This window comes from Pseudomonas sp. R84 (genome assembly GCF_009834515.1).
GTDB lineage: Bacteria > Pseudomonadota > Gammaproteobacteria > Pseudomonadales > Pseudomonadaceae > Aquipseudomonas.
The window spans coordinates 4,188,354-4,211,646 of the sequence record NZ_CP019426.1 but is presented as its reverse complement, the minus strand read 5'-3'; the positions used below and the strand labels follow the sequence as shown (position 1 = coordinate 4,211,646).

General features: G+C 60.2%; 14 protein-coding genes. 4 read left to right on the top strand and 10 right to left on the bottom strand.

Translation table 11 applies throughout. From position 1 onward, the window contains the following. The first annotated feature begins 18 nt into the window (after positions 1–18). Complete coding sequence (locus PspR84_RS18540) at positions 19–1,248, top strand: acyl-CoA dehydrogenase (RefSeq protein ID WP_160058651.1); 1,230 nt, start codon at positions 19–21, stop codon at positions 1,246–1,248. A 130-nt stretch (positions 1,249–1,378) separates the two neighbouring features. On the opposite strand, the gene PspR84_RS18535 is transcribed toward PspR84_RS18540, so the two are convergent. Next, a complete protein-coding gene (locus tag PspR84_RS18535) occupies positions 1,379–2,713 on the bottom strand; it encodes a phosphate ABC transporter substrate-binding/OmpA family protein (protein ID WP_160058650.1) in 1,335 nt (444 codons plus the stop codon). Between the two features lie 188 nt (positions 2,714–2,901). Continuing rightward, on the bottom strand, positions 2,902–3,714 hold the full coding sequence (gene xthA / locus PspR84_RS18530) for an exodeoxyribonuclease III (RefSeq protein WP_160058649.1): 813 nt from the start codon (positions 3,712–3,714) through the stop codon (positions 2,902–2,904). Between the two features lie 296 nt (positions 3,715–4,010). On the opposite strand from xthA, the gene PspR84_RS18525 reads away from it, so the two are divergent. From PspR84_RS18525 to PspR84_RS18515, 3 genes are all read left to right on the top strand, one after another. Then, the gene (locus tag PspR84_RS18525) at positions 4,011–4,661 is read left to right on the top strand and encodes a GNAT family N-acetyltransferase (RefSeq protein ID WP_007912451.1); all 651 of its coding nucleotides are present in this window, start codon (positions 4,011–4,013) and stop codon (positions 4,659–4,661) included. A gap of 66 nt (positions 4,662–4,727) precedes the next feature. After that, on the top strand, positions 4,728–6,455 hold the full coding sequence (locus PspR84_RS18520) for an autotransporter assembly complex family protein (protein ID WP_160058648.1): 1,728 nt from the start codon (positions 4,728–4,730) through the stop codon (positions 6,453–6,455). Continuing rightward, a complete protein-coding gene (locus PspR84_RS18515) occupies positions 6,452–10,126 on the top strand; it encodes a translocation/assembly module TamB domain-containing protein (protein ID WP_160058647.1) in 3,675 nt (1,224 codons plus the stop codon). The genes PspR84_RS18520 and PspR84_RS18515 overlap by 4 nt, the downstream gene beginning before the upstream one ends. A 130-nt stretch (positions 10,127–10,256) precedes the next feature. Here the strand turns inward: PspR84_RS18515 and PspR84_RS18510 are convergent, their stop codons facing one another. The 8 genes from PspR84_RS18510 to PspR84_RS18475 form a co-directional block, all read right to left on the bottom strand. Then, the gene (locus PspR84_RS18510; RefSeq protein WP_116030166.1) at positions 10,257–12,749 is read right to left on the bottom strand and encodes a fimbria/pilus outer membrane usher protein; all 2,493 of its coding nucleotides are present in this window, start codon (positions 12,747–12,749) and stop codon (positions 10,257–10,259) included. Positions 12,750–12,834: 85 nt separating this feature from the next. Continuing rightward, positions 12,835–13,581 carry a molecular chaperone gene (locus tag PspR84_RS18505; protein ID WP_116030165.1) on the bottom strand — a complete coding sequence of 249 codons (747 nt, stop codon included), beginning with the start codon at positions 13,579–13,581 and terminating at the stop codon, positions 12,835–12,837. A 74-nt stretch (positions 13,582–13,655) separates the two neighbouring features. Next, positions 13,656–14,243, bottom strand: a complete 588-nt coding sequence (locus tag PspR84_RS18500) for a fimbrial protein (RefSeq protein WP_116030164.1) — start codon at positions 14,241–14,243, stop codon at positions 13,656–13,658. Between the two features lie 106 nt (positions 14,244–14,349). Beyond that, entirely contained in the window at positions 14,350–14,997 is a 648-nt protein-coding gene (locus PspR84_RS18495; RefSeq protein WP_160058646.1) for a response regulator, read from the bottom strand. A 22-nt stretch (positions 14,998–15,019) separates the two neighbouring features. Then, positions 15,020–18,181: a hybrid sensor histidine kinase/response regulator gene (locus tag PspR84_RS18490; RefSeq protein ID WP_160040989.1), complete on the bottom strand. Its 3,162-nt coding sequence runs from the start codon at positions 18,179–18,181 to the stop codon at positions 15,020–15,022. Between the two features lie 87 nt (positions 18,182–18,268). Further along, positions 18,269–19,456 (bottom strand): EAL domain-containing response regulator, encoded by a 1,188-nt coding sequence (locus tag PspR84_RS18485; RefSeq protein WP_116030161.1) that lies wholly within the window; start codon positions 19,454–19,456, stop codon positions 18,269–18,271. After that, positions 19,443–22,256, bottom strand: a complete 2,814-nt coding sequence (locus tag PspR84_RS18480) for an ATP-binding protein (RefSeq protein WP_116030160.1) — start codon at positions 22,254–22,256, stop codon at positions 19,443–19,445. Before PspR84_RS18480 ends, PspR84_RS18485 begins: the two co-directional genes overlap by 14 nt. A 55-nt stretch (positions 22,257–22,311) precedes the next feature. Then, the gene (locus PspR84_RS18475) at positions 22,312–23,280 is read right to left on the bottom strand and encodes a fimbrial protein (RefSeq protein WP_150774795.1); all 969 of its coding nucleotides are present in this window, start codon (positions 23,278–23,280) and stop codon (positions 22,312–22,314) included. Positions 23,281–23,293 lie beyond the last annotated feature (13 nt).

Here is a 23,293-nt window from a genome sequence, read left to right as displayed (position 1 = left end):
CCAAGAAGGTAATTGATCATGGATTTCGCTTATTCGCCCAAGGTGCAAGAACTGCGTGAGCGCGTGACCGCGTTCATGGACACTTACGTTTACCCGGCCGAAGCCGTGTTCGAGCGCCAGGTTGCCGAAGGCGATCGGTGGCAGCCGACGGCGATCATGGAAGAGCTCAAAGCCAAGGCCAAGGCCGAAGGCCTGTGGAATCTGTTTCTGCCGGAATCGGAGCTCGGTGCCGGTCTGACCAACCTTGAATACGCGCCGCTCGCGGAAATCATGGGCCGCTCGCTGCTCGGCCCCGAGCCGTTCAACTGCTCGGCGCCGGACACCGGCAACATGGAAGTGCTGGTGCGCTACGCCAACGAAGAACAGAAACAACGCTGGCTCGAACCACTGCTGCGCGGCGAGATCCGCTCGGCGTTCGCCATGACCGAACCTGACGTAGCCTCGTCCGACGCCACCAACATGGCCGCCCGCGCCGAGCGCAATGGTGACGAGTGGGTGATCAACGGCAAAAAATGGTGGACCTCCGGTGCTTGCGATCCGCGCTGCAAGATCCTCATCTTCATGGGCCTGAGCAATCCCGATGCACCGCGTCATGCGCAGCACTCGATGATCCTTGTGCCAGTCGACACCCCCGGCGTGAAGATTGTCCGTCCGTTGCCGGTGTTCGGTTACGACGATGCGCCACACGGCCACGCCGAAGTACTGTTCGACAACGTGCGCGTGCCGTATGAAAACGTCCTGTTGGGTGAAGGACGCGGCTTTGAAATTGCCCAGGGTCGTCTTGGCCCAGGCCGGATTCACCACTGCATGCGTTCGATCGGCATGGCCGAACGTGCATTGGAATTGATGTGCAAACGCTCGGTGAGCCGCACGGCATTCGGCAAACCGCTGGCGCGTCTGGGCGGTAACGTCGACAAGATCGCCGACTCGCGGATGGAGATCGACATGGCGCGCCTGCTGACGTTGAAAGCGGCATACATGATGGACACCGTCGGTAACAAAGTGGCGAAAAGCGAGATTGCGCAGATCAAGGTAGTCGCGCCGAACGTCGCGCTGCGAGTGATCGATCGGGCGATCCAGATGCATGGCGGCGCCGGGGTATCGAACGATTTCCCGCTGGCGTACATGTACGCCATGCAACGCACCCTGCGCCTGGCCGACGGCCCGGACGAAGTGCATCGTGCGGCAATCGGCAAGTTCGAGATCGGCAAGTATGTGCCGAAGGAAATGCTGCGTAGCGGTCATTAAGACCGCGTCGCCTGCTTCGCGAGCAAGCTCGCTCCCACATTAAAGCGCATTCCAAATGGAAGAATGCGATCCCTGTGGGAGCGAGCTTGCTCGCGAAGGGGTCGGCCCATTCAGTACATAACCATCAGGCTCAATACACCCAAACCTCAACCCGCCGATTCTTGATCCTGCCCTCATCCACATTGTTCGCCGCCACCGGCATCAACGCGCCAAAGCCGCGAACCTCACGCAGAACCAGGCCGTTCTTCACCAGCTCCCGGCGCACCGCCATCGCGCGCAGCTTCGACAGCAGGTCCGCGCGTGCGGGGTCATCCTTGGCATCACCAAACCCGACCAATGTCACCGCGCGTTCAGTTTTGTCCCGCCGCTTTATATAGTCGATCACCCGCGCCAGATCCTGACGCGCTTTGTTATCCAGACTCGCGCTGCCTTCTTCAAAACGGAAGTTCACCGTCAGACGCTGGGCGTGGCGGCTGAGTGATTGATAACCCTCGGGCATCAACGCGTTCGGCGCGACGCTCATAGCGTGCACGGTCTGGCTGATAAAACCGTTGGCGGCGACAATCGCCTGACCCTGACGACTTTGCGCAAATGTCACCAACGCCTTCGCCCAAGGATTGTTACTGTCGGGTGGCAGATAGAAGAACAAGCGCCGCGACAGTGGATAGTCCTCGGTGGCGATCAGACTGTTCAGAGGCAACATCGATTGCGATGCGCCATCGGCGATGGCCACGGCTTTGGCCTGACGCACGTAGGGCAAACCGATGAAGCCGATGCCCTGTGGATCCGCGCTGACGGCGTCGGACAGTTGCTCGCTGGACTCAAACCTTTTCGCGTTGCTGCTCAGACTTTTCCCACGACGGCTGAGGACCAGTTCTTTAAACGTGTCGTAGGTGCCGGATTGATCATCGCGCGCATATAAATGAATCGCACCGCCACGCCCGCCAAGGTCTTCCCAGGTTTTCACTTCGCCACTGAAGATCCGCGCCAGTTGCTCGGTGTCCAGTTGTTGGAGGGGATTGTCGGGATGAAGAATGATCGCCAGGCCATCGATGGCGATGACTTGTTCGGCGGCGGGGCTTTTCAGATCGCCCAGTGATTGCAGGGTCTGCAACTCACTGTCCTTGATCTCGCGGGAAGACGCGGCCAGGTCGGCGCTGGCGTTTTTCAACGCGGTAAAACCGGTGCTGGAACCGTGCGCGGCCACTTCCACGACCACGCGTTTGCCTTGGGCGGTCTGGCCGACGATGCGCAGTTCGTTGGCCGTGTCCGGGGTTTCGCGGTGGATTTTCAGCAAACCCTGCTCTTGCAGCAACCCTTCGACCAGCGCCGGGCCGAGTTCGGCGCCGATGGTGTTGGAGCCTTGAATACGCAGCGCCGGGCCGTTTTCAGGAAGGGGCAGGGCAGCGGCAGAAACCGTCAGCCACGCACTCAAGAGAAAAACGCACAGAACACGCAGGGTCATGCCGGCACCGGATCAAGCCAAGGGGATTGCCGGGGAGATTAAGTCAGGCGCATGACCGAAAGATGACAGCTATCCAATGTAGGAGTGAGCCTGCTCGCGATAGCGGTGTACCGGTCAACATTTATGTCGACTGATTCACCGCTATCGCGAGCAGGCTCACTCCTACAGGTATTGCGTAAGGCTTGGGATCAGCTGAGTTCAAGCCAGATCGGCGCATGATCGGACGGCTTTTCCATTCCGCGCAATTCATAGTCAACACCGGCGGCTTTGACTCGCGGCAACAAACCATGTGACGCCAGAATCACATCGATGCGCAGGCCACGCTTCGGCTCATCTTCAAAGCCACGGCTGCGGTAATCGAACCAACTGAACATGTCGGTCACGTCCGGGTTCAGGTGACGATAACTGTCGGTCAAACCCCAGTTCTTCAGGCGTGCCATCCACTCGCGCTCTTCCGGCAGGAAGCTGCATTTACCGGTTTTCAGCCAGCGCTTCATGTTGTCCGGGCCGATGCCAATGTCACAGTCTTCCGGGGAAATGTTTACATCGCCCATCACCACCACGGGCTGTTCATTGTGAAACTGGCTTTCCAGCAGCGCTTGCAGATCGCTGTAGAAACGCTGCTTGGCGGGGAATTTGGTTGGATGGTCGCGGCTTTCGCCTTGGGGGAAATAGCCGTTCATGATGGTCACCGGCACACCATTGGCGTCGGCGAAGGTACCCCAGATAAAGCGACGCTGAGCGTCTTCTTCGTCGGTGGCGAAACCTTTGTGGATGGCGATGGGCGCCTTGCGCGAGAGCATGGCCACGCCGTAATGGCCTTTCTGGCCGTGGAAATACACGTGGTAGCCGAGGGCGCGGACTTCTTCGAGCGGGAACTGGTCGTCGTGGACCTTGGTTTCCTGCAGGCCGATCACGTCCGGCTGGTGTTTTTCGATCAGCGCTGCCAGCTGATGCGGACGGGCGCGCAGTCCGTTGATGTTGAAGGAAACGATCTTCATGGTCGGCAGTCCTGGCAAAAGGGCGATGCTAGCTGACATGGGGGAGATGGGCCAGTGTGGGAGAAATCATTTTGGTCTGTGGGATTTGTGTTGCGGGTAAGTGCCTCTTCGCGAGCAAGCTCGCTCCCACAGGGGAACGCGATCGAAATGTGGGAGCGAGCTTGCTCGCGAAGAGGTCGGCAAAATCGATGAAGATCCAAGGTTGGTCTATACCTGTGGGGAACCACGCCACCCGCAAAAGGTTCGTACCAACAAGAGCGCCGCCATTTGAACGCGCCCCGGGGAGATTCACCGTCATGCCTGAAACCCAGACCGCCATCGCCGACATTCATATGCTCGACCGCGGTTATTCCCGCGAAGCCCGCTCGCTGCTCTATCAGGCCTATCGCCACGAGCCGACCTTCGGCTATCTGTTCGAAGCCGAACGCCCCGGCTACGAACAGCGCGTGCGGGCGACGGTGCGGGAGCTGGTCAAACAACACTTTCTGCAGGATCTGCCCGCCATCGGCCTGCTGGTCAACGACCGTCTGATCGGCATCGCCCTGATCGCGCCGCCGCAACGCCGTCTGGGCATCACCGAAAGTTGGGCGTGGCGTTTGCGCATGGTGCTCAGCACCGGTTTCCGCTGCACCCGCCGTTATCTGGAATACCATGATGCCGTTGCTGCCTGCGTGCCCAGCGATTCGGTGCACATGCTGCCGTTGCTGGGCATTCACCCACAATTTCAGGGCAAGCACTTTGGCGAGCAACTGCTGACCGCCGTGCACAACTGGTGCGCGGTGGATGAAACGTCGCAGGGCGTGGTGCTCGACACCGGCAACCCGCGTTACCTGGAATTCTATAAAAGGCAGGGTTACGAGGAGATCGGCGAGGTTGCCGTCGGGCCGGTGCGTGAACACGTATTTTTCCACGCCAATCCGCAGGTGTTACAAACTGCAACAGCATGACAATCGAACTTCTTGGGAAATTTCCTGTTCTATCACGCTCCCAAGCCCGTGATAGCATCCGCGCCTATGAAGTTTCCAGGAAGATTTACCAGTGGCGTGCTCGTGCTGTTAACCAGCTGCGCGGCGCTGGCGCAAAGTGAATTGGATGTGCGGATCAAACCGTCCAACGATGAACTCAAGGCCAATATAGAAGGCTATATCGGCAGCCTCGGCGATCGTGACGAAGAAGCCCTGCAGCGCTTCAGTCGCGGTGCCGAAGAGCAGGCGCGCAAAGCGGCCCAGGCGTTGGGCTACTACCAGCCGCAGATCGAAAGTGACGTCAAGGGCGGCGACAAGCCGCGCCTGGTGTTGAACATCGATCCCGGCGAGCCGATTCATCTGCGCAACGTCACCATTCGTGTCGACGGCCCGGCTGCCTCCCTCAAATCTTTTCGTGTACCGAAAAGCGACGCGCTCAAGTCCGGTGCGGTGCTCAACCATGGCCGTTACGAAGACGCCAAAAGACTTATTCAGAATCAGGCCTCGCGCTTCGGTTTTTTCAGTGGCCATTTCACCCGTCAAAAACTTATGGTCGACCCGCGCGCCGGGGTGGCCGACATCGAACTGATCTACGACAGCGGCCCGCGTTATGCGCTGGGCAAAGTCAAATTCGAAGGTGATACGCCGTTCGACGAAGACCTGCTGCAACGCATGGTGCCGTTCAAGGAAGGCGAGCCGTACGACTCCGAGCTGATCGCCGAACTCAATCGCGACCTGCAATCGAGCGGCTATTTCGAAGGCGTGCGCGTCGATGCCGCACCGACGACAGCGAAAAATGACGTGATCCCGGTGGACGTCAAACTCGACACGCGCAAGCCACGGACCATGGGCCTGGGCCTCGGTTATTCGACCGACGTCGGCCCGCGCATCAAAGCCAACTGGACGCGCCATTGGGTCAACCCGCAAGGCGACAGCTACGGTTGGGAAGCCGAACTCTCGGCGCCACGGCAAAACGTCGGGCTGTTCTACGACATCCCGCTTGACCCGCCGCTGACCGACAAACTGCGTTGGGCCGGCGGTTATCAGTTCGAAGACATCGACGGTTCCGACACGCTCAGCAAACTGCTGACCTTCGGCCCGGAATGGCACAGCAAATTGCCGAGCGGCTGGCAGCGGGTGATTTCGCTGAAATGGCAGCGTGAAGAATATGAACTCGGCGATGACTCCGGCCTGAGCACCTTGCTGATGCCCGGCATCAGTTACTCGTACCTGAAAAGCGACAACCGCATCGACCCGCACAACGGCTATCGCCTGAGCTTCGAAAGCAAAGTGGCGAAGGAAGGCCTCGGCTCGGACAACAACCTTCTGTATGGCACCGCGCTGGTCAAAGGCCTGACCACGGTGTTCGACAAACATCGCTTGCTCGGTCGCGTGCAGGTCGGCGGTAGCGCCACCAACGGCTACAACTCGGTGCCGCCGTCGCTGCGCTTCTTTGCCGGTGGCGATCAGAGCGTGCGCGGTTACGATTACCAGAGTCTGTCGCCGAAAAACTCCGATGGCGACCGAATCGGCGGCCGTTACATGGTCGCTGGCAGCGTCGAGTATCAATACTCGATCGCCGAAAAATGGCGCGTGGCGACGTTCGTCGACCAGGGCAACTCCTTCAACAAACTCGAACTGCCGAACCTCAAGACCGGGGTCGGCATTGGTGTGCGCTGGGTCTCGCCGGTGGGGCCGATCCGCCTCGACCTGGCCCACGCACTCGACGACGATGGCGGCATCCGGCTGCACTTTTCCATGGGGCCTGAGCTGTGAAGCGTGGTTTGAAAATTACGGCGCTGACGCTGCTGGCGCTGGTGTTGTTGATTGTATTGAGCGTCACCGCCGTACTCGGCACGGCGGCTGGCAGCCGTTGGGTACTGGGCCTTGTGCCGGGGCTCAGCGTCGAGAATTTCCAGGGGCGCCTTGGCGGGCAATGGAGCGCCGATCATCTGTTGTGGCAGCAGGACAGCAGTCGCGTCGAACTGAACCAGGCAATCTTCGCCTGGTCGCCGCTGTGCCTGACGCGCATGACCCTGTGCATCGAACAGCTCAAGGCTGATCAGGTCATTCTGCAATTCCCGCCGAGCGAAGAAACCACCGAAAGCGGCCCGATCAAATTGCCGGATCTGCAATTGCCGGTGGCCATCGAGCTGGGCGACGTACAGGTCGGCAGCCTGTTGTTCAACGGCAGCGAACAGCTCAAGGGCTTGCAACTGGCGGCGCACTGGACCGCCCAGGGCATGCAGATCGACAGCGTGAAATTGCAGCGCGACGACCTCAGCCTGAACCTGTCCGGCACACTCACGCCGACCGGCAACTGGCCGCTGAACATCGCCGGTGACCTGACATTGCCGTCGCCGGGCACGGGGCTGTGGGCGCTGGCGTTGAAGATCGACGGCGACCTGTTGAAAACCCTCAACCTGCACGCCGACAGTCGTGGTTACCTCGACGGCCAGTTGAGTGGTGAATTGCAACCGCTGGCGGAAAACCTGCCAGCCAAGGTGCGCATCACTAGCGAGGCGTTCAAACCGAGCGCCGACCTGCCCGACACCCTGCAACTCAATCAATTGCTGTTGACGGGTGAAGGCGACCTGAAAAACGGTTACCAGCTCAACGGCAACGCCACGCTGCCCGCCGACAAAGGCCCAGTGGCGCTGCTGCTCCAAGGCAAAGTCGACGCCAGCGGCGCGCAGATCGCCGGCCTTGATCTGACAGCCAACGACAAACAAAGCCTGAAACTCACCGGTAGCGTCGACTGGAGTAAAGGCCTCAGCGCCCAAGCCAAAATCAACTGGCAGGACTTTCCGTGGCATCGGCTCTACAACGAAATCGACGAACCTGAGGTCGCTTTGCGCACCTTCACCGGCGAAGTCTCCTACACCGATGGTCAGTACCTCGGCAACTTCGCCGCCGCACTGGATGGCCCGGCGGGCGCGTTTACCCTGAGCAGTCCGTTCAGCGGCAGCCTGAAACAGGTCGCCTTGCCGCAACTGAAAATGGAAGCCGGGCAGGGCAAGGCTGAAGGCCATGTGAATGTGCAGTTCGCCGACGGTATCGCCTGGGACACCGCGCTGGAACTGTCGGCGCTCAACCCGGCGTACTGGGTCGCCGAATTGCCGGGCACGTTAGCTGGACCGCTGAAAAGCCAAGGCGAAATGAAAAACGAACGCCTGAGCCTCACCGCCGACCTCGACTTGAAAGGCAAATTGCGTGGGCAACCGGCGATCCTCCAGGCCAAGGCTGATGGCGCTGGCGAACAGTGGAATCTGAATGCCCTGCAAATCCGTCTCGGCGACAACAGCATCAGCGGCAAGGGCAGTCTGCAACAGAAACTCACCGGGCAGATTGATATCAAGCTGTCGCGTCTGGCTCAGCTCTGGCCGCAACTGCGCGGGCAGGTCAACGGGCAGGTCAATGTCGCCGGCACGTTGAAAGCACCGCAGGGCAAACTCGACCTGCAAGGTTCGCAACTGGCCTTCCAGGACAATCGCCTGCAAAGCCTCAACCTCGACGCCACCCTCGACAGTGCGCAACGGGCGAAGATCGATCTGAAAGGTGCCGGCATTCAGGCCGGTGACACTTCATTGGGCACGCTGACTGCCAGCGCTCAGGGCGACATCAAGAACCAGAAACTCAACCTCGACCTGATCGGGCCGAAGCTGAAACTAGCCCTCGGTCTGGATGGCAATCTGGACAAGGGCAACTGGCGTGGTCGTCTGGCCAGTGGCGATATTCAGGCGGGTGGCCAGGATTGGAAACTGCAAAGCCCGGCCAAGCTCGAACGTCTGGCCGACGGTAAAATCAACTTCGGTGCGCATTGCTGGATGTCCGGCAATGCCAGCCTGTGCGGTGAAGATCAGCGCCTGATGCCAGAGCCGAAACTGCGCTACCACCTCAAGCAATTCCCGATCGAAAGTCTGGCGCAATGGTTGCCGAAAGACTTCGCCTGGCAAGGCAAACTCAACGCCGATCTGCAACTGGATCTGCCGGCCAGCGGCCCGAATGGCGTGGTCAGCATCGACGCCAGTGGCGGCACCTTGCGTATGCGAGAGAAAGATCAGTGGCTGGATTTCCCCTACCAGACACTGAAACTGACCAGCAAACTCACCCCGAAACGCGTCGACACCGAACTCAACTTCGTCGGCGGCAAACTCGGCGAGTTGCTGGTGCAGGCGCAGCTCAATCCGCTGCCAAAAAACAAACCGCTGAGCGGCTCGTTCCGTCTGAGTGGGCTGGATCTGTCGGTGGCGCGGCCGTTTGTGCCAATGGTCGAGAAGCTCACCGGGCGCCTGAACGGCAGCGGGACGATTTCCGGCGGATTGCTCGCGCCTTTGGTCAACGGCACTGTGCAACTCAGCGACGGCGAAGTGTCCGGCGCCGAGTTGCCGATGGAGCTGCAGAACCTGCAACTCACCGCCCTGATTGCCGGCGAATCGGTACGCCTCGACGGCGGCTGGAAGAGTGGCAAGAGCGGGCAGGGCAGCCTGAACGGTAACGTAGCCTGGGGTCAGGCGCTGGTTGTCGATCTGGCGCTGAAAGGTACGCAATTGCCGGTCACCGTCGAGCCGTACGCGAAACTTGAAGTGGCGCCGGACCTGAAGATTTCCATGGCTGGCGACGAACTGAAAATCGCCGGCAAAGTGCAGGTGCCCAAAGGTGAAATCACCGTGCGTGAACTGCCGCCGTCAACGGTGAAAGTCTCCGATGACACGATCATCGTCGGGGCGCAGACCGAAGAGGGCAAACCGCCGATGGCCATGAAGATGGACATCGACGTGGTGGTCGGCGAAGACAAACTCGCCTTCGCCGGATTTGGTCTGACCGCCAACGTGCAAGGTCACGTGCACATCGGCGACAACATGGACACCCGTGGCGAGCTGTGGCTTAACGACGGTCGCTACAGTGCTTACGGTCAGCGCCTGCAAGTGCGGCGTGCGCGTCTGTTGTTCGCCGGCCCCCTCGATCAGCCGTATCTGGACATCGAAGCGATCCGCCAGACCGACGACGTGATCGCCGGTATTCGCCTGAGCGGCAGCGCCGAACAGCCGACCACGCAGATCTTCTCCGAGCCGGCGATGAGTCAGGAGCAGGCGCTGTCCTATCTGGTCCTCGGGCGACCGCTGAGCACCAACGGCGAAGACAACAACATGCTCGCGCAAGCGGCGTTGGGTCTGGGCTTGATGGGCAGCTCCGGAGTCACCAGCAGCCTGGCCAAGGATCTGGGAATTCAGGACTTCCAGCTCGATACCGCAGGCAGCGGCGATGCCACCAGTGTTGTGGCCAGCGGCAATATTACTGAGAAGCTCAGTTTGCGTTATGGCGTTGGCGTGTTTGAACCAGCCAGCACCATTGCGCTGCGCTATAAGCTGAGCAAGAAGGTTTACGTCGAAGCGGCCAGTGGCGTGGCCAGTTCGCTGGATATTTTCTACAAGCGCGATTTCTAGATCGCGCTTTCTCCTGAACCGAGTCGCTTCAATCGCTGGCAAGCCAGCTCCCACAAGCTTCTGTGGCGTACATGATTGTTGTGTGCGCCAAGGACTTTGTGGGAGCTGGCTTGCCAGCGATGGCGTCTTCTCAGTCAGCCACTGGCGCGCGGCACACCAGGGAGGCCCGCTCGTAGTTCAACGCCTTGTCCCGCTCGGGCAGTGCATACGACGCCTCGCAGCGCTGGCCTTGCCAATTGATGGTCAGGGTGCCGGCGTCGTCCGCGACCAGCGCCAGTGCCTTGCCGCTCGGGTCGGAGATCGCCAGTTGTTTGCCGGCGGCGTCCTCCAGTGCGGCGCCAAACGGGATCGGCTGGTGGTGCGCGTCGAACAGAGAAAACTGCACCCGGCGTCCGGTTTTGCTCGCGTAGCGCGCTAGCACCACGGCACCACGGCGCGGTACCACTTGCTGGGTGGCGTTTTCAATTTCAAAGTCGCCGCCCAGGTCGCGGGTGTCGAGGCTGATCCAGTTGACCCGATACGGCTGCGCATTGGACACCACAGCGAATCCATTACCGGCGGTTTTCGCGCCCGAGAAACTGGCAATCTTCACGTCTTTGACACCGTCGACCTGCGCCAGCGCAAAAGTCTCACCGACGGTCTGCCCCAGGTTGATCCCGCCCGCGTGGCCGACAATCGATCCGGCCACGTTGAGACTCTGCGAGTTGTAGCCACGGCCCTGACTGTAGCCGGCGCTGATGTCCATCACTGGGGTTCGCGTGCTGAGGTTGGCCGACCCCGTACTGCCGCCGGTGCGACTGTTGCCTCCCTGCACTGAGTAATAGGTGTCGCTGTCTTCGGACAGGTAACCGTTGATGCCGACCTGGGTGCTGCTGTCATCTTTCTGCGTGCTGGCCGAAACGAACGCTCGCGGCGCGCGGGGCTTTGAGCCCAGCGGAAACGACACTGAGAGATTGAACAAAGTGTCGTTGTTCGCCGGGCCGTAGTTGCCGACATCCTTGGTGTAAGTCGCGCTGAGGTTGTAGCTGACGTCAGCCCAATAATTGCTGTAACCGGCCGACAGGCTCTGCGAACCGCCGCGGCCCCAATAGCGCTGATCACTGGCGTTGAGGTAGATGCTGCCGAACTGCTGATTGCGCCCCAGGCTCTGGTTGACAGTGAGGTCGGTGCGGGTTTTCGAGTTGCCGCTACGCTGCTCACCCTCACGGCTTAGCTCTTCGACGTGTTCGCTCAAGGTGCGATAGCCCTCGGTCGAATAGCGATAAGCGGCGAGGGTGAAGTTGGTGTCAGTACCGGTAAAGGTCTTGGCGTACAACGCGCGCAGGCTGTTGCCCTTGAGCGTCTGGCCGAAGGTGCGACTGCTGGAGTGGGTCAGATCGAGCGAGATCGCCCCGATGGCAGTGTTGCGACCGGCGCCGATCGACAGTGCCTGAAAATCCTCGGTGGCCTGAGTGCCGACAATCGCCGACAGGTTACTGCTGACGCCATAAGCCACGGTGCTGCTGATAAATTCCGGCGTTTGCTGGTCATCGCTGTTGCTGTTGTAGCGGCCCGCCGAAACGCTGTACTTCAACTGGCCTTCGCGCACCATGATCGGCAGGCTTGAAAAAGCCTGCACCGTGACCCGGCGCCGGCCATCGGCTTCGATTACGGTGATTTCCAGATCGCCGTTGGAGCCGCTGGGGTAAATGTCGCTGATCTCGAACGGCCCGGGCGGTACGTTGGCGGTGTACAGAATGTAATTGTTCTGGCGAATCTCTACCGTGGCGCTGGATTGCGCAATGCCGCGAATCACCGGCGCATAGCCGCGCTCACTGTCGGCGCGCATGCCGTCGTCGGAGGCCAGTTTCAGGCCGCGATAACGCACGCTGTCGAACAGGTCGGCGTCGGAGAAAATATCCCCGGCACTGAACTGGCCCTTCAGCGCGGTGACGTCATGTTGCAGGTAGCTGCGGTTACTCTTGAACGTACTTGGCTGGCCGGTGCTGCTGTTGAAGTTCGACTCGTTACGCAGGCGCCAGCCGCCAAGGTTTATGCCGTTGCGCAGGCCGACGTTATTGGCAATCGTGGTCTGGGCATCGGTGCTGTTGCGGTTGCTGCTCACCTGATAATTGATGAACGCTGCGGGTACGCCTTCGTCCCACAGCGCCGGATCGACATAACCACGGCGGCCACGCTCCATGGCACTTTGCGGCACGCTGACCAGCAAACGCAGGCGCGGCACGTCATAGCGCACGGTGGCATGATCGATCAGCGCTGGCAGGTCGAGGCAGGCATCCGCATCGGCGACGTCGAGTTTGCCGCTGGCTTGCAGCTTGCCAATATCCACGCCCAGTTGCTTGAGCATGTCCAGAGTCAGACAGGCTTGGACCTTGTGACTGTCGGGGAGACGCCGAAAGGCGATATCGCGGCGGCCCACCAGCATATCGTTGCCATACAGATCGACCCGGTAAGTGCCGGGGAGCACGCGGCTGCCGGCGAGCAGCGATTGCAGGTCGATGGCAGACGTCGCGCCTTGCAGAAACGAGGTATTGAATTGCTCTTCGGCGTCAGCCAGACAGGTTGTGCTGAAGACCAGAGCAACCGAAAACGGTGCCAGGCCATCGCGCTTGAATAAAAACATGCAGGAACCCTATATCACCTCCGATACGAACTAACGGAGCGAAGAGAAATACAGTGAAAGTGCGGCTGTTAAAGCAGCACGCGAGTCATGGCGATTCTTTATCCAGGCTGGCGCTTACTGCGGCGCTGCCGGAAAGTTGCGCGACATAACGGTCTCTGGCGCCGTAGTCGTTGATGCTGCTGAACAACAGGCGCGGGGAACCTGCCGTGTGAAGTTGTTTGAGAACAAACTCTTTTTCTTCGCCAGGGGCGATCATCATCGAGTCGAACGGATGCTCGCGTGTGGCGCCGGATTGCACAGTGATGTCGGCAATCGAGACGTGATAAACCCCGGGATTACTCACCACCAGTACGCTCTTGCCGGCGCGCTCGGTCAGTCGCCAGGTCAGCTCGGTCGGGGCCTGATAAGCGTTGTTGTTCAGGCCGCCAGGGCGGAAGAACACCTTGATCCGTTGGCGCACCGCCAGTTGCAGGGTGTTCGCGGTTTTCGCCGACTGCGGGATCTCCTGCACGTTCAACCACACCACCGACTCGCGGTCTTTGGGCATACCGGTGCCTTCGTAGATGACCCGCAGAATCTGTTGTTCTCCGTCGCTGACGCGCACCAGCGGTGGAGTGACGGCAAAGGGCACAGAGGCTTCGTCGCTGTCGGTATCGACCCAGGACTGAATCAACACGTCTGCACCGCTGTTGCGCACGGTGATGCCGGCTTCTTTGTGCTTGCCGTCGAATATCAGTCGAGTGCTGCTCAGGGAAATGCCAGCCATGGCCTGATTGACGGCGAGCAGGCCCAGAAGGCCGACGCAAAGGGACAGGGAAGGACGTAAAAACATGAAGAATTACCGCGCAGAGTGAAAGAAAGTGCGGGACCGTTCGGCCCCGCACAGTGCTCGATGAATCGCGCGATTTATTCGTATTGCAGGGTGAACGGCAGGGTCGCGTCGCCACGGCCGGCAACGGCCAGTTTCGGATCGACGGTGGTCACGTAGGCGGCCGAGAATTTCAGCGTGGTGTTGCTGTCCTGCAGGGTGTTTTCGATGCGCGCGGTAGTCGGCGAAGTCAGGTCGATTACTGCACCGTTGGCATCAAGCAAGGCGATACCGATACCTTTTGCCGAGCCCAGGCCGTCGATCAGTTTCAAGACCTTGGTGCCGGTTTCGATACCCGAGCCTGCGCCCTTGGTTGGTTCGAAGATCATTGCCACTTTGGTGCCAGCGTTGCAGTTGATCTTCATGTCGAAGTTCTCGACGCTCAGCGTGCCGTTGCCTTTTGGCGCGGTGGCGGTGCCCATGTCCTTGATCGACACTTCGCCCATGTTCACCGAAATGGTCTTGTCCTTGCCGGCGCCTTCGACCGAGCAGGCATCGTTGTTGATGGTGCCGGTGAAGTTGATGGTGCCGCTGCCAGCCTTGGTAGGCACAACCGGATCGGCCGCCAGGACATTAGCGGCAGCGAAGATCGACAGGGCGAGAAGCGTGCGAGACAGCTTTTTCATGTTGCTTTTCCATTGGTGGGGTAAAGACAACACGATAAAACCCGGTTGGGCGCTGCAACATCAGACAATCCCTAGAAACCAGCAAGTTGCGAGGGGCAACAGTCTGTCAATTGAACAAGTTGCGTTCGATGCAGTAAGTCAGCAGCTCCTGATCACTGCTGACATCCAGTTTGCGCATGGCCGAAATCTTCTGCGTGCTGATTGTCTTTGCACTTCGATTCAGACCTCGGGCGATTTCATTGACGCCTTGCCCCTGAACAAACAAGCGCAGGATTTCATGTTCCTTGGGCGATAGACGGGAGAAACGTTCATCGAGATCGGCGCCATCGTCCAGCACCGAAGTCGGCGTCGTTCGATGGCCGCTTATGCGCTTGCCCTTGGCGATGGTTTTGAGCGCCACTTCTATTTCAACGTGCAACTGGCTTTTCTGAATGACTGCAAGTACGCCGAGTTCTTGCAGGCGGGTCAGGATCAACGGGTTGGAAATCATGGTCAGCACCAGCACCCGCACTGCGGGAAAGTGTCGGGTCACGTACTCCACCAGTTTCAGGCCATCACCGTAGGGCGAGTCACCGGGCATGTTGAAGTCGGTGATCAGCAGATCCACCGGTTGTGACCTCAGCAGCTTGATCAAACCATCGGAACACACGGCCTCGCCGACTACGCTGAAGCGCCGGTCGCGCTCGACCAGTTCCCGCACCCCCAGCAGGACGATGGGATGATCATCGGCGATGACAACGTTGAAGGTTTCCATGAGTGCTTTATCCAGAGTGAAATTATTCAAGGGCGTCGAGCAGGTCAGTCAGGCGCGCCAGTTGTTGACGAACCTCTACGGCCAGCGCGGGAGTCACCGACATGCCGGTCAGGCGGCATTCCAGTGCAACGAAAGCTTGGGCCAGCGCCTCGACCTGCACCGCACCCAACGCACCGGCCATGCTGTGCAGTTGCTGCGCGACGCTGTTGGCGTCGGCGGCATCCAGCGCGCTGAGGGTGGTCTGAATATCCTTGTGCAGTGTCGAGACAAACAGCTCGCGCATCTTCGGCGATAGCGCTGGCGGGATGTCAGCGACCTGCGCGATCGGAATCTGGCAGTGGCTTTGCAGTTGCGCGCGCAGCGTCGCCAGGTTCAGCGGTTTGACCAACCATGCGTTCATACCCACAGCGGCGCAGCGTTCGCCTTCTTCGCGCAAGGCGTTGGCGGTAACACCGATGATCGGCAGCGTTGCATCCTGTTCGCGCAAGGCTGTGGTCAGCTCATAGCCGTTCATGATCGGCATGTTGACGTCGGTCAGCAGCATATCGAAGCGCCCCGGCGCCCATCGCTCCAGCGCCTGTTCGCCGTTGGTAGTGACAACCACCGAGCAGCCTAGTGCCTCCAGTTGTTCCTGGATGACCGCTGCGTTGATCACATTATCCTCGGCCACCAGCACGCGCAGGTTCAGTGCTCGGGTATTTTCCTGCTGCTCGGGTACGCGCCGCTGATGGGCGTCGTGCCTTGCCAGCGCGATCGCCCAGCCAATCGCGCGCACATCGTCGGCATCGACCTGCCAGCCGCTGCCGCTGATCTGTGCCGGGTTGGGGCCGCCCGGTATTGCGACGATTCGCTGGCCATCGAAAACCGTGGCGTGGGTCAGCGGCGCAAGATCCACCAGCAGCGCGGAAGACGACGGCAACTCGTGCGTCACCAGACGGCAATCCAGACCAAAGCGGTGCAGCCAGCCGAGCAGATGCTGCGCCAGTTCGGCGACCGGTGCGCGCACGTAAACGGCGGCGCTGCCGGCCTCGAAGGCCGGGCAATCGGCGAGCCTGCCCGGCGCGCAATCCAGCGCCAGTTGCAGGTTGAAGCGACTGCCCAGGCCCGGTTCGCTGACCACATTCAACTCGCCATGCATCAACTCGCACAGCCATTTGCAAATGGCCAGACCGAGACCCGCACCGGCATGACTATCGGCTTCATTGACTTGATAGAAAGGGTCGAACAATTGCTCTTGCTGTGCCTGGGAAATACCCACGCCGGAATCGCTGACCTGCCACTGCACCTCGGCGCGGCCGCCAGTGCTTTGCAGCACCACAACGCGCACCACAACGCGCCCGTTATCGGTGAACTTGATCGCGTTGCTCAGCAGGTTGTTGAGGATCTGGCGAATGCGTTGCGCATCACCGAGCAGTTGATCCGGCAATGCCGCATCAATGCAGGCGTACAGTTGCAGACCTTTGCCTCGGGCAAACGCGCCGTAGCTGCGCACCACGTCTTCGGTCAGCTCCAGCGGGCAGAACGGCTGAAGCTCAAGGTTCATCTGCCCGGCCTCGATTTTCGACACATCCAGCACGTCGCTGATCAGTTTGAACAGGCTGGCGGACGAGCGCTGAATGGTTTCCAGATAGGCCTGCTGACGCGGCGCGAGATCGGTCAGGCCAAGCAGTTCCAGGGTGCCGAGCACGCCATACAGCGGCGTGCGGATTTCATGGCTCATGGTTGCCAGAAAACGGCTTTTTGCCTGATTGGCCGAATCGGCCGCCTGACGGGCGACTTCCAGTGCCGCTGCATCTTCGACATGGCGGGTGACATCGTGCAGCGCACACAGCCACGCGTCCTGGCCCTGATAACGGGTGGCGATGAAGGCCACGTGCAAATGCCGGCCGTCGATCTCAAGCTCCGCGTGGCCATGGCCGGTCGCGCCTTGTTGTTCGAGCAGGCTGATCAATTCCTGGGTGTCGTGCCATTGCTGGGCGCGCTGGTTTTCCAGCAAGACCTGATGATCACGACGGCTGATCACGCACAGGCCGGTCGGTGCGGTATCGATGACCGCACGGCTGAACGCTTCACTTTCGGCGATGCTTGCGTGGGCACTTTGTGCGGGCAAAATCACCCGTTGCGCGTACCAGCGATTCAGCGCTCGGCCACTGCCGAGCACTACCAGCACCAAGCCCAGCAGACACAGCAATGGCCATAATGCGTAATCGAGAAAACTCTGCACGCTGATCACATAGATCGCCGTCCAGTGCCGTTCACCGGGGCTGCTCAGCTTGAACACCAGACCGTCGCGGGTCAGGTTTGCGCCTTCATTGAGCACCCGATCAGGCTTGAGTTCGCCGATCAACACTGTGCCGCTGGGCGTGATCAGGGTGAAGTCATCGTAGATCGACCATTTCATCAAACGCTCGATATTGTTGACTTGCGAGAGCTTCAGCAGCGAGCCGAGCACTACCCAGGAATTCGCCCCTTCAATGGTCAGCGTCGGTTTGCTCAGGTTGATCCGTACATAAGCGAGCAGGCTCGGCGTCACGTTGTCGTCCGCAGCGAACGGGTAGGGCGCCCACTGCACTTGCGCTGAAGTCTGCGCGCGCCGTTGCAGATTCTTCTGGGTCATGATCTCGACGAAGGTGCTGATTTGCGTTGGCCCCGCACCTCGCAGACGACCGGCGGCGGGCACGGCGATATCGAAATTGTCCGGGCCGTTGAGCAGGATCACCTGCGGCGACTGGTAATGCGAGGCCGCCCAGAAGGCGCTGTAATACGCTGCCAGATAGCTGCCGAGGGCAAACACCTTGGGGTGTTGGCTGGGAGCGATTCGCTCGGGGTCGATCTTGACGCTGAATGGCAGCGAGAACGGCAGCCCACGGCCTTCATAAATGTTCGGCCCTTCTTCGGGCAAACGCTTTTGCACCACCGGCGGCGCCACGGTTTCCGGGAAGTACTCGCCCTTGTCGCTGGCCCGTGAGATATCGCCGAGAAACGCTTCCTGCTCGCGAATGTTTTCCATCAGCCGGGCGAAGTGGAACTGCATGGTATCGCGCTGTTCTTCGACCATGCGCTGCACGCCGAGATAGCTGATGCCCAGCAACAGCAAAACCAGCGCGCCGAGGATCAGCAAGCCCTTGTTCAGGCGCAGTGAACTGCTGGCGAGTTTTTCCAGCAAGGCATTGGGATGCGGCATCAACACGCCCGGTCAAAGAAAGTGATTACGCGAGTGAACATGGATGGCCTCGATGGCAAGTGGTGATTGTCCACTGCATTGTGCCGGTCACCAGACATTCGCCGGGCCGTCGTGGCTGAGCAACTGCTGGAACTGCTCCGAAGACACTGCGTGGGAAATCAGGAAACCCTGAACCTGAGTGCAGTCGATCTTACGCAACAGAGCAAGTTCTTGCGCGGTTTCCACGCCTTCGGCCACCACCGTCAGGCCCAGTTGCCGACCCAGGGTGACGATGCTGGTCAGCGCTTGCGCCAGTTCGGCGTTGCTGTTGCAACCCTGGACCAGTGCACGGTCGATTTTCAGCTCGGTAAACGGCGCCGACACCAGGTTCATGTAGGCGCTGTAGCCTTTGCCGAAATCATCCTGAGACAAGCCGAAACCCTTGATCCGCAAGCGACAGGCTCCGGCGTAGAAATTGCTGATGTCGTCGGGCACCGAGCATTCCATCAGCTCGAAACAGATCCGCGCCGGCAGACCGTTGTGTTGCAGGACAAAGGCGAGGATGCGATCGGGCAGGTCGTGGCTGTTGAGCAAGTGCGTGGGCAGATTGATCGACACCGGAATGTCATAGCCTTGCTGGCGCCATATTGCCTGGGCGGCAATCGCCTGTTCCAGCATGCGCCAGAGCAGATGTTCTTCAAGGTCGTGGGCGATCAGCACCGGCAGAAATAACCCCGGTAACAACATGCCATGTTCGGGGTGCACCCAGCGCACCAGTGCTTCGGCGGCGACGATGCGGCCATTGTCCAGCGCCTTCTTGGGTTGAAACCAGGCTTGCAGCTCACCGTTGTCCAGCGCGCGCAAAATGCTCTGCCGATCAATACCGGTATGCGCGGCAACAGGCGCGTCCTGACGCAACGCCTGCAACTGCTCGATCAGGCAGTGCAATGCCGCGCTGTTGACCGGTTTGGAAATCAGCCCGATGACCTTCACCTGCAGATTGCTCGCCACCAGGCTCGCACCCATCAGCATGCGCCGCGAGGCGGCGCTCATGATCGCCAGTGCCGGGCGCGATTTCTGCATCGCGAGGCCCTGAATGAACTGCACGCCGTCCATGCCCGGCATCAACAGATCGGTAAGCACCAGATCGAATTCGCGATTTTGCAGGCGGTGCAGGGCTTCTTCGCCGTCCCGGGCAAATTCCAGATCGAACACGCCCAGCGCATTGAACAGGTTCTGCAAGTACAGATGCTGAAATGGGTGATCTTCGACAATCAGTAGGCTAGAGGACTTCATCGGCGACTCGTTGGTAGGGAGCCAGTGCGGTCGACAAGGCTCGCAACGTGAAAGGTTTGATCAGGCAGTGATTCATGCCGGCGGCCAGGCACAACGCCTCTTCACCGCGCAGGGCGTTGGCGGTGGCGCCGATGATCGGCGTGGTGCAGCCCAGGTGTCGCAGGGCCTTGGCCAGTTCGTAGCCGTTGAGATGTGGCATGTTCACGTCAGTCAGGACGACATCGAAGCTGTCGTCCTGCCAGAGTGACAAGGCTTCTTCGCCATCGCTGGCCAACGTCACCGTGCAGCCCAGTTCCTGCAATTGGTCACGCAGGATCAGTTGGTTGATCGCATTGTCTTCGGCGACGAGGATGTGCAGGTGTAACGCCGCCAGCACCTGGGTTTGAGCGGGGTGTTGATGCTCGATGACGGGACCGCCCTGCGCTTGGCACACCGCCTGGCGGATCGCGGCCAGATCGTTCAGGTTGACGAGCCAGCCGTCGCCTTTGCTCAGCGACTCCCACGCGCCATCGCCGCTCGCCAGAATACGTGGCCCTGCCCAGCGCAGTTCTCGGCGCTGTTCCATCGGCGCAGGCCACAACTCAAGCAACACGCCATCGTCGGCACCGTCGTGGCTGGCCGGTGCGCCGATATGCGGCAGAGCGCCCCAGCGGCGCAACCAGCCAGCGAGGCTTTCGGCCAGCTCGCGCACTGGCGACACCACGTAAACGGTATCGGCCGCGAGCTTCGCCTTGCCCTCAGGCTGCGCATTACCCGAGCGCTGCTCCAGCGGCAAGGTCAGGGAAAAACTGCTGCCCAGCCCCGGCTCGCTGACCATGCGCAGGGTGCCATCCATCAGATGGGTCAGGCGCAGGCAAATCGGCAGGCCCAGCCCGGTACCGGCAACCTCATGGCTGTTGCCTTGGGTCTGGTAGAACGGTTCGAAGATGAAGGCCTGATCCGCGTGGGCAATCCCGCGCCCGGTGTCCGAGACCTGCCATTGCACGCAAACGCGTTCGCCTTCGCGGGTCAGCACTTTGACCCGCAACACCACGCGCCCGGAATCGGTGAATTTGACCGCGTTACTCAACAGATTATTGAGGATCTGCCGTAAGCGACTGACATCGCCGATCAAGCTGTCGGGCAATTGCGGGTCAAAGCAGGCGTACAGCTGCAAGCCTTTGCTCTGTGCCGCCGCCGCGTATCCTTGAACGGCTTCTTGGGCGAGCGCCACGACGGAAAAATCACTCAGTTCCAGCGCCAATTGCCCGGCCTCGATTTTCGACACATCGAGCACGTCGCAGATCAATTGCAGCAGGGTCGCCGACGATCCTTCGATCGCTCGCAAGTAACCTTTCTGCTGAGCGTCGAGCCGGGTCCGAGCGAGCAACTCCAGAGTGCCGAGCACGCCATACAGCGGCGTGCGGATTTCGTGGCTCATGGTCGCCAGAAACAGGGTTTTCGCTTCGTTGGCGGCATCGGCCGACTGGCGCGCCTGCTCCAGCGCCGCTTCGATCTGTCGGCGTGCGCTGATGTCGCTGAAGGCGCAAAGCAACACGTCTTCGCCCTTGTAGCGGGTCGGCGCGCAGCTCAGGTACAGGTGGCGACCGTCGGCGGTCTCGAAGTAGTCGGTCAGGCATGGCGCGTTTTCCGCGAATGCAGCCCGGATCCAGCCGGGGCCGAGTTGTTCGCTGCAGGCGCCCAGCCATTGCTGCGCGAGGGTATTTTCCAGCACCACTTGAGCATCGCTGCGGCGTAATACGCAGAGCGCCACTGGCGCGGTCTGGATCACGTCGCGGCTGAACAGCTCACTTTCGACCAACGCTTGAATGCGTTGCAGGGTCGGCATGATGAAGCGATGTTCCAGACGCCGGATCAGCAGCCAGACCAAGCTGATACTGGCCACGCAGAAGGCCAGCGCGCCAAGCATCTGTGGCCACAACGCCCACAACACTGCGAGCAAGTCGATGGAATAGGTCAACTGCCAGTCCGACGATTTCAGCTGTTTGCGCAACACCAATTGCTCGGGCAGCCAGCCGTCTCCGACGAAGCCGAAGAAATCCTGTTGGCGCAACAGCGGCAGATCCTGCCCGGGCGGCGGCTTGTGGCTGTTGCTGAAGAGTGGCATGCCTTGCGAGTTGAACATGGTGAACTCGCCGGCGCTATGGTCGCTCAATGCGCTGGAGACTTCGCGGTCGTCCATTTCCAGACCGAGCCAGCCGGAATCGAGGTCGCGATCATCCAGACGAATAAAAATGTACAGCTGCGAGTGCCCTTGCGAATTGTGGGTCAGCCAGATTTCTTTGAGGGCGCTGGTGTTGTCACGCTTGAGGGTTTCCAGGCGATCAAGCATCGCACGCGGAAAATCGCCGGCCATGGGCGTCGTGTTGTACAGACGCCAGACCTGCACCTTGGCGCCGCTGCTGACGTAGAGCAGGTTCAGTTTGCGCGCCTGCAGGTAGTCGCGCATGCGCTGGGTCAGCCAGATGCTCCATTGCTTGCCCGGGGGTTGTCCGAGCAACAGTCGAATTTCCTCTTCGGACAGCGGCGCGCTTAACGCAGTCTGCCGAGTCGCCGACAAACTCAGGCTTTCCAGCAGCGCCTCGCGCGTAGTGAAAAACGTATGCGCCTCGGCAATGGCGCTGCTCATGTAGCTGCGCCGCTGGGAGATCTCATTGTTGAAGGTGAACAGCAGAAAGCTGTACACGCCACCGAGGATGCCCACCAGCAACACCCACGCAAAAATGCGCAACAAACGTCGCGCAGCATGGGGCGTGGACAGGACCGGGCTGATCTGGTGGAGGTAATTCTTCAATCGCATGCCGGCACAGTAGGGGTGGCCGGGGGCGGCGAAAATCAGACGATTCTTAAAGACTTCACAAGTAATTGACGATGAAAGTCACTTCGGTATTGGCGCTGCCCGCGCTGAGTTCTTCATTGCCCAGGCGGTAATAAGCGGCTGACAACGGGATCTTGAAGTTGAGCCCGGTGGTGTTGAAAGCATCGAACGGGTAGGTCGTGTCGAAAGCGATCGGCTGGCCCGCTTCATTCATCACTTGCAGGCCGATGCCTTTGGCGGTGGACCCGGCATTCAGTGCGACGATGCCCTTGGTCGCGTCGATCACTGGCGTGTTGGCCTTGAGCGAATAGGTGACTTTCTTGATGCCGGTCTGGCATTGGTTCAGGGCGATATCGAAGCGCACCGTGCGCGGCTTGGCGCCGGCTTCGCGAAATTCATGAAGTTGATAATCGTCGCCCATGGCCACCGGGACGGAAGGTGTCTCGCAGGAGGCGGCGTTCAGTACGATGGGGTTCATCAGGTTGAGTTTTTTCAGGATCAGATCATCGTCCTGCAGGCTGCCCAGATACCCCGCATCGATGTTGACTTTCGACGCCAGCTCGCCGGTCTTGACGATTTCCAGGCGCACCGAGTTTGCACCGAAGCCATAGCTGGTGTTGGGCGCGATGGCCTGCGGCGCTGATTGGTAGCGGTCTAGCGCGGCAAACCAGACCCGGTAGGAAAGCCCGCTTTTGCCTAACGGAAAAAGAGTTTCCGTACCGCTGGCGGTGCCTAACTTCGGATTCATCAGAATGCCGAACATGGACGTCTTTGAGCAGCTCCAGATGTGAGCGGTCGACTGCACGGTGTCCTGATAAACCACGGTGCCATTGGGTGTGTCGGCAGGAATGGTCAGGGTTGAACTGGCCAGGCTGGCGCCGAAGTTGAGCGTGTCGAGTTTTGAGTCGACTACCACACAACTGCCGGCCATCGCGTTCGAAGCGCAGGCAAACAGAGTGACTGCGATAGAGAGCAGGAGCGGGCGGTGGAGTTTGAAACGCTTCATTAGTAGGGCTTTA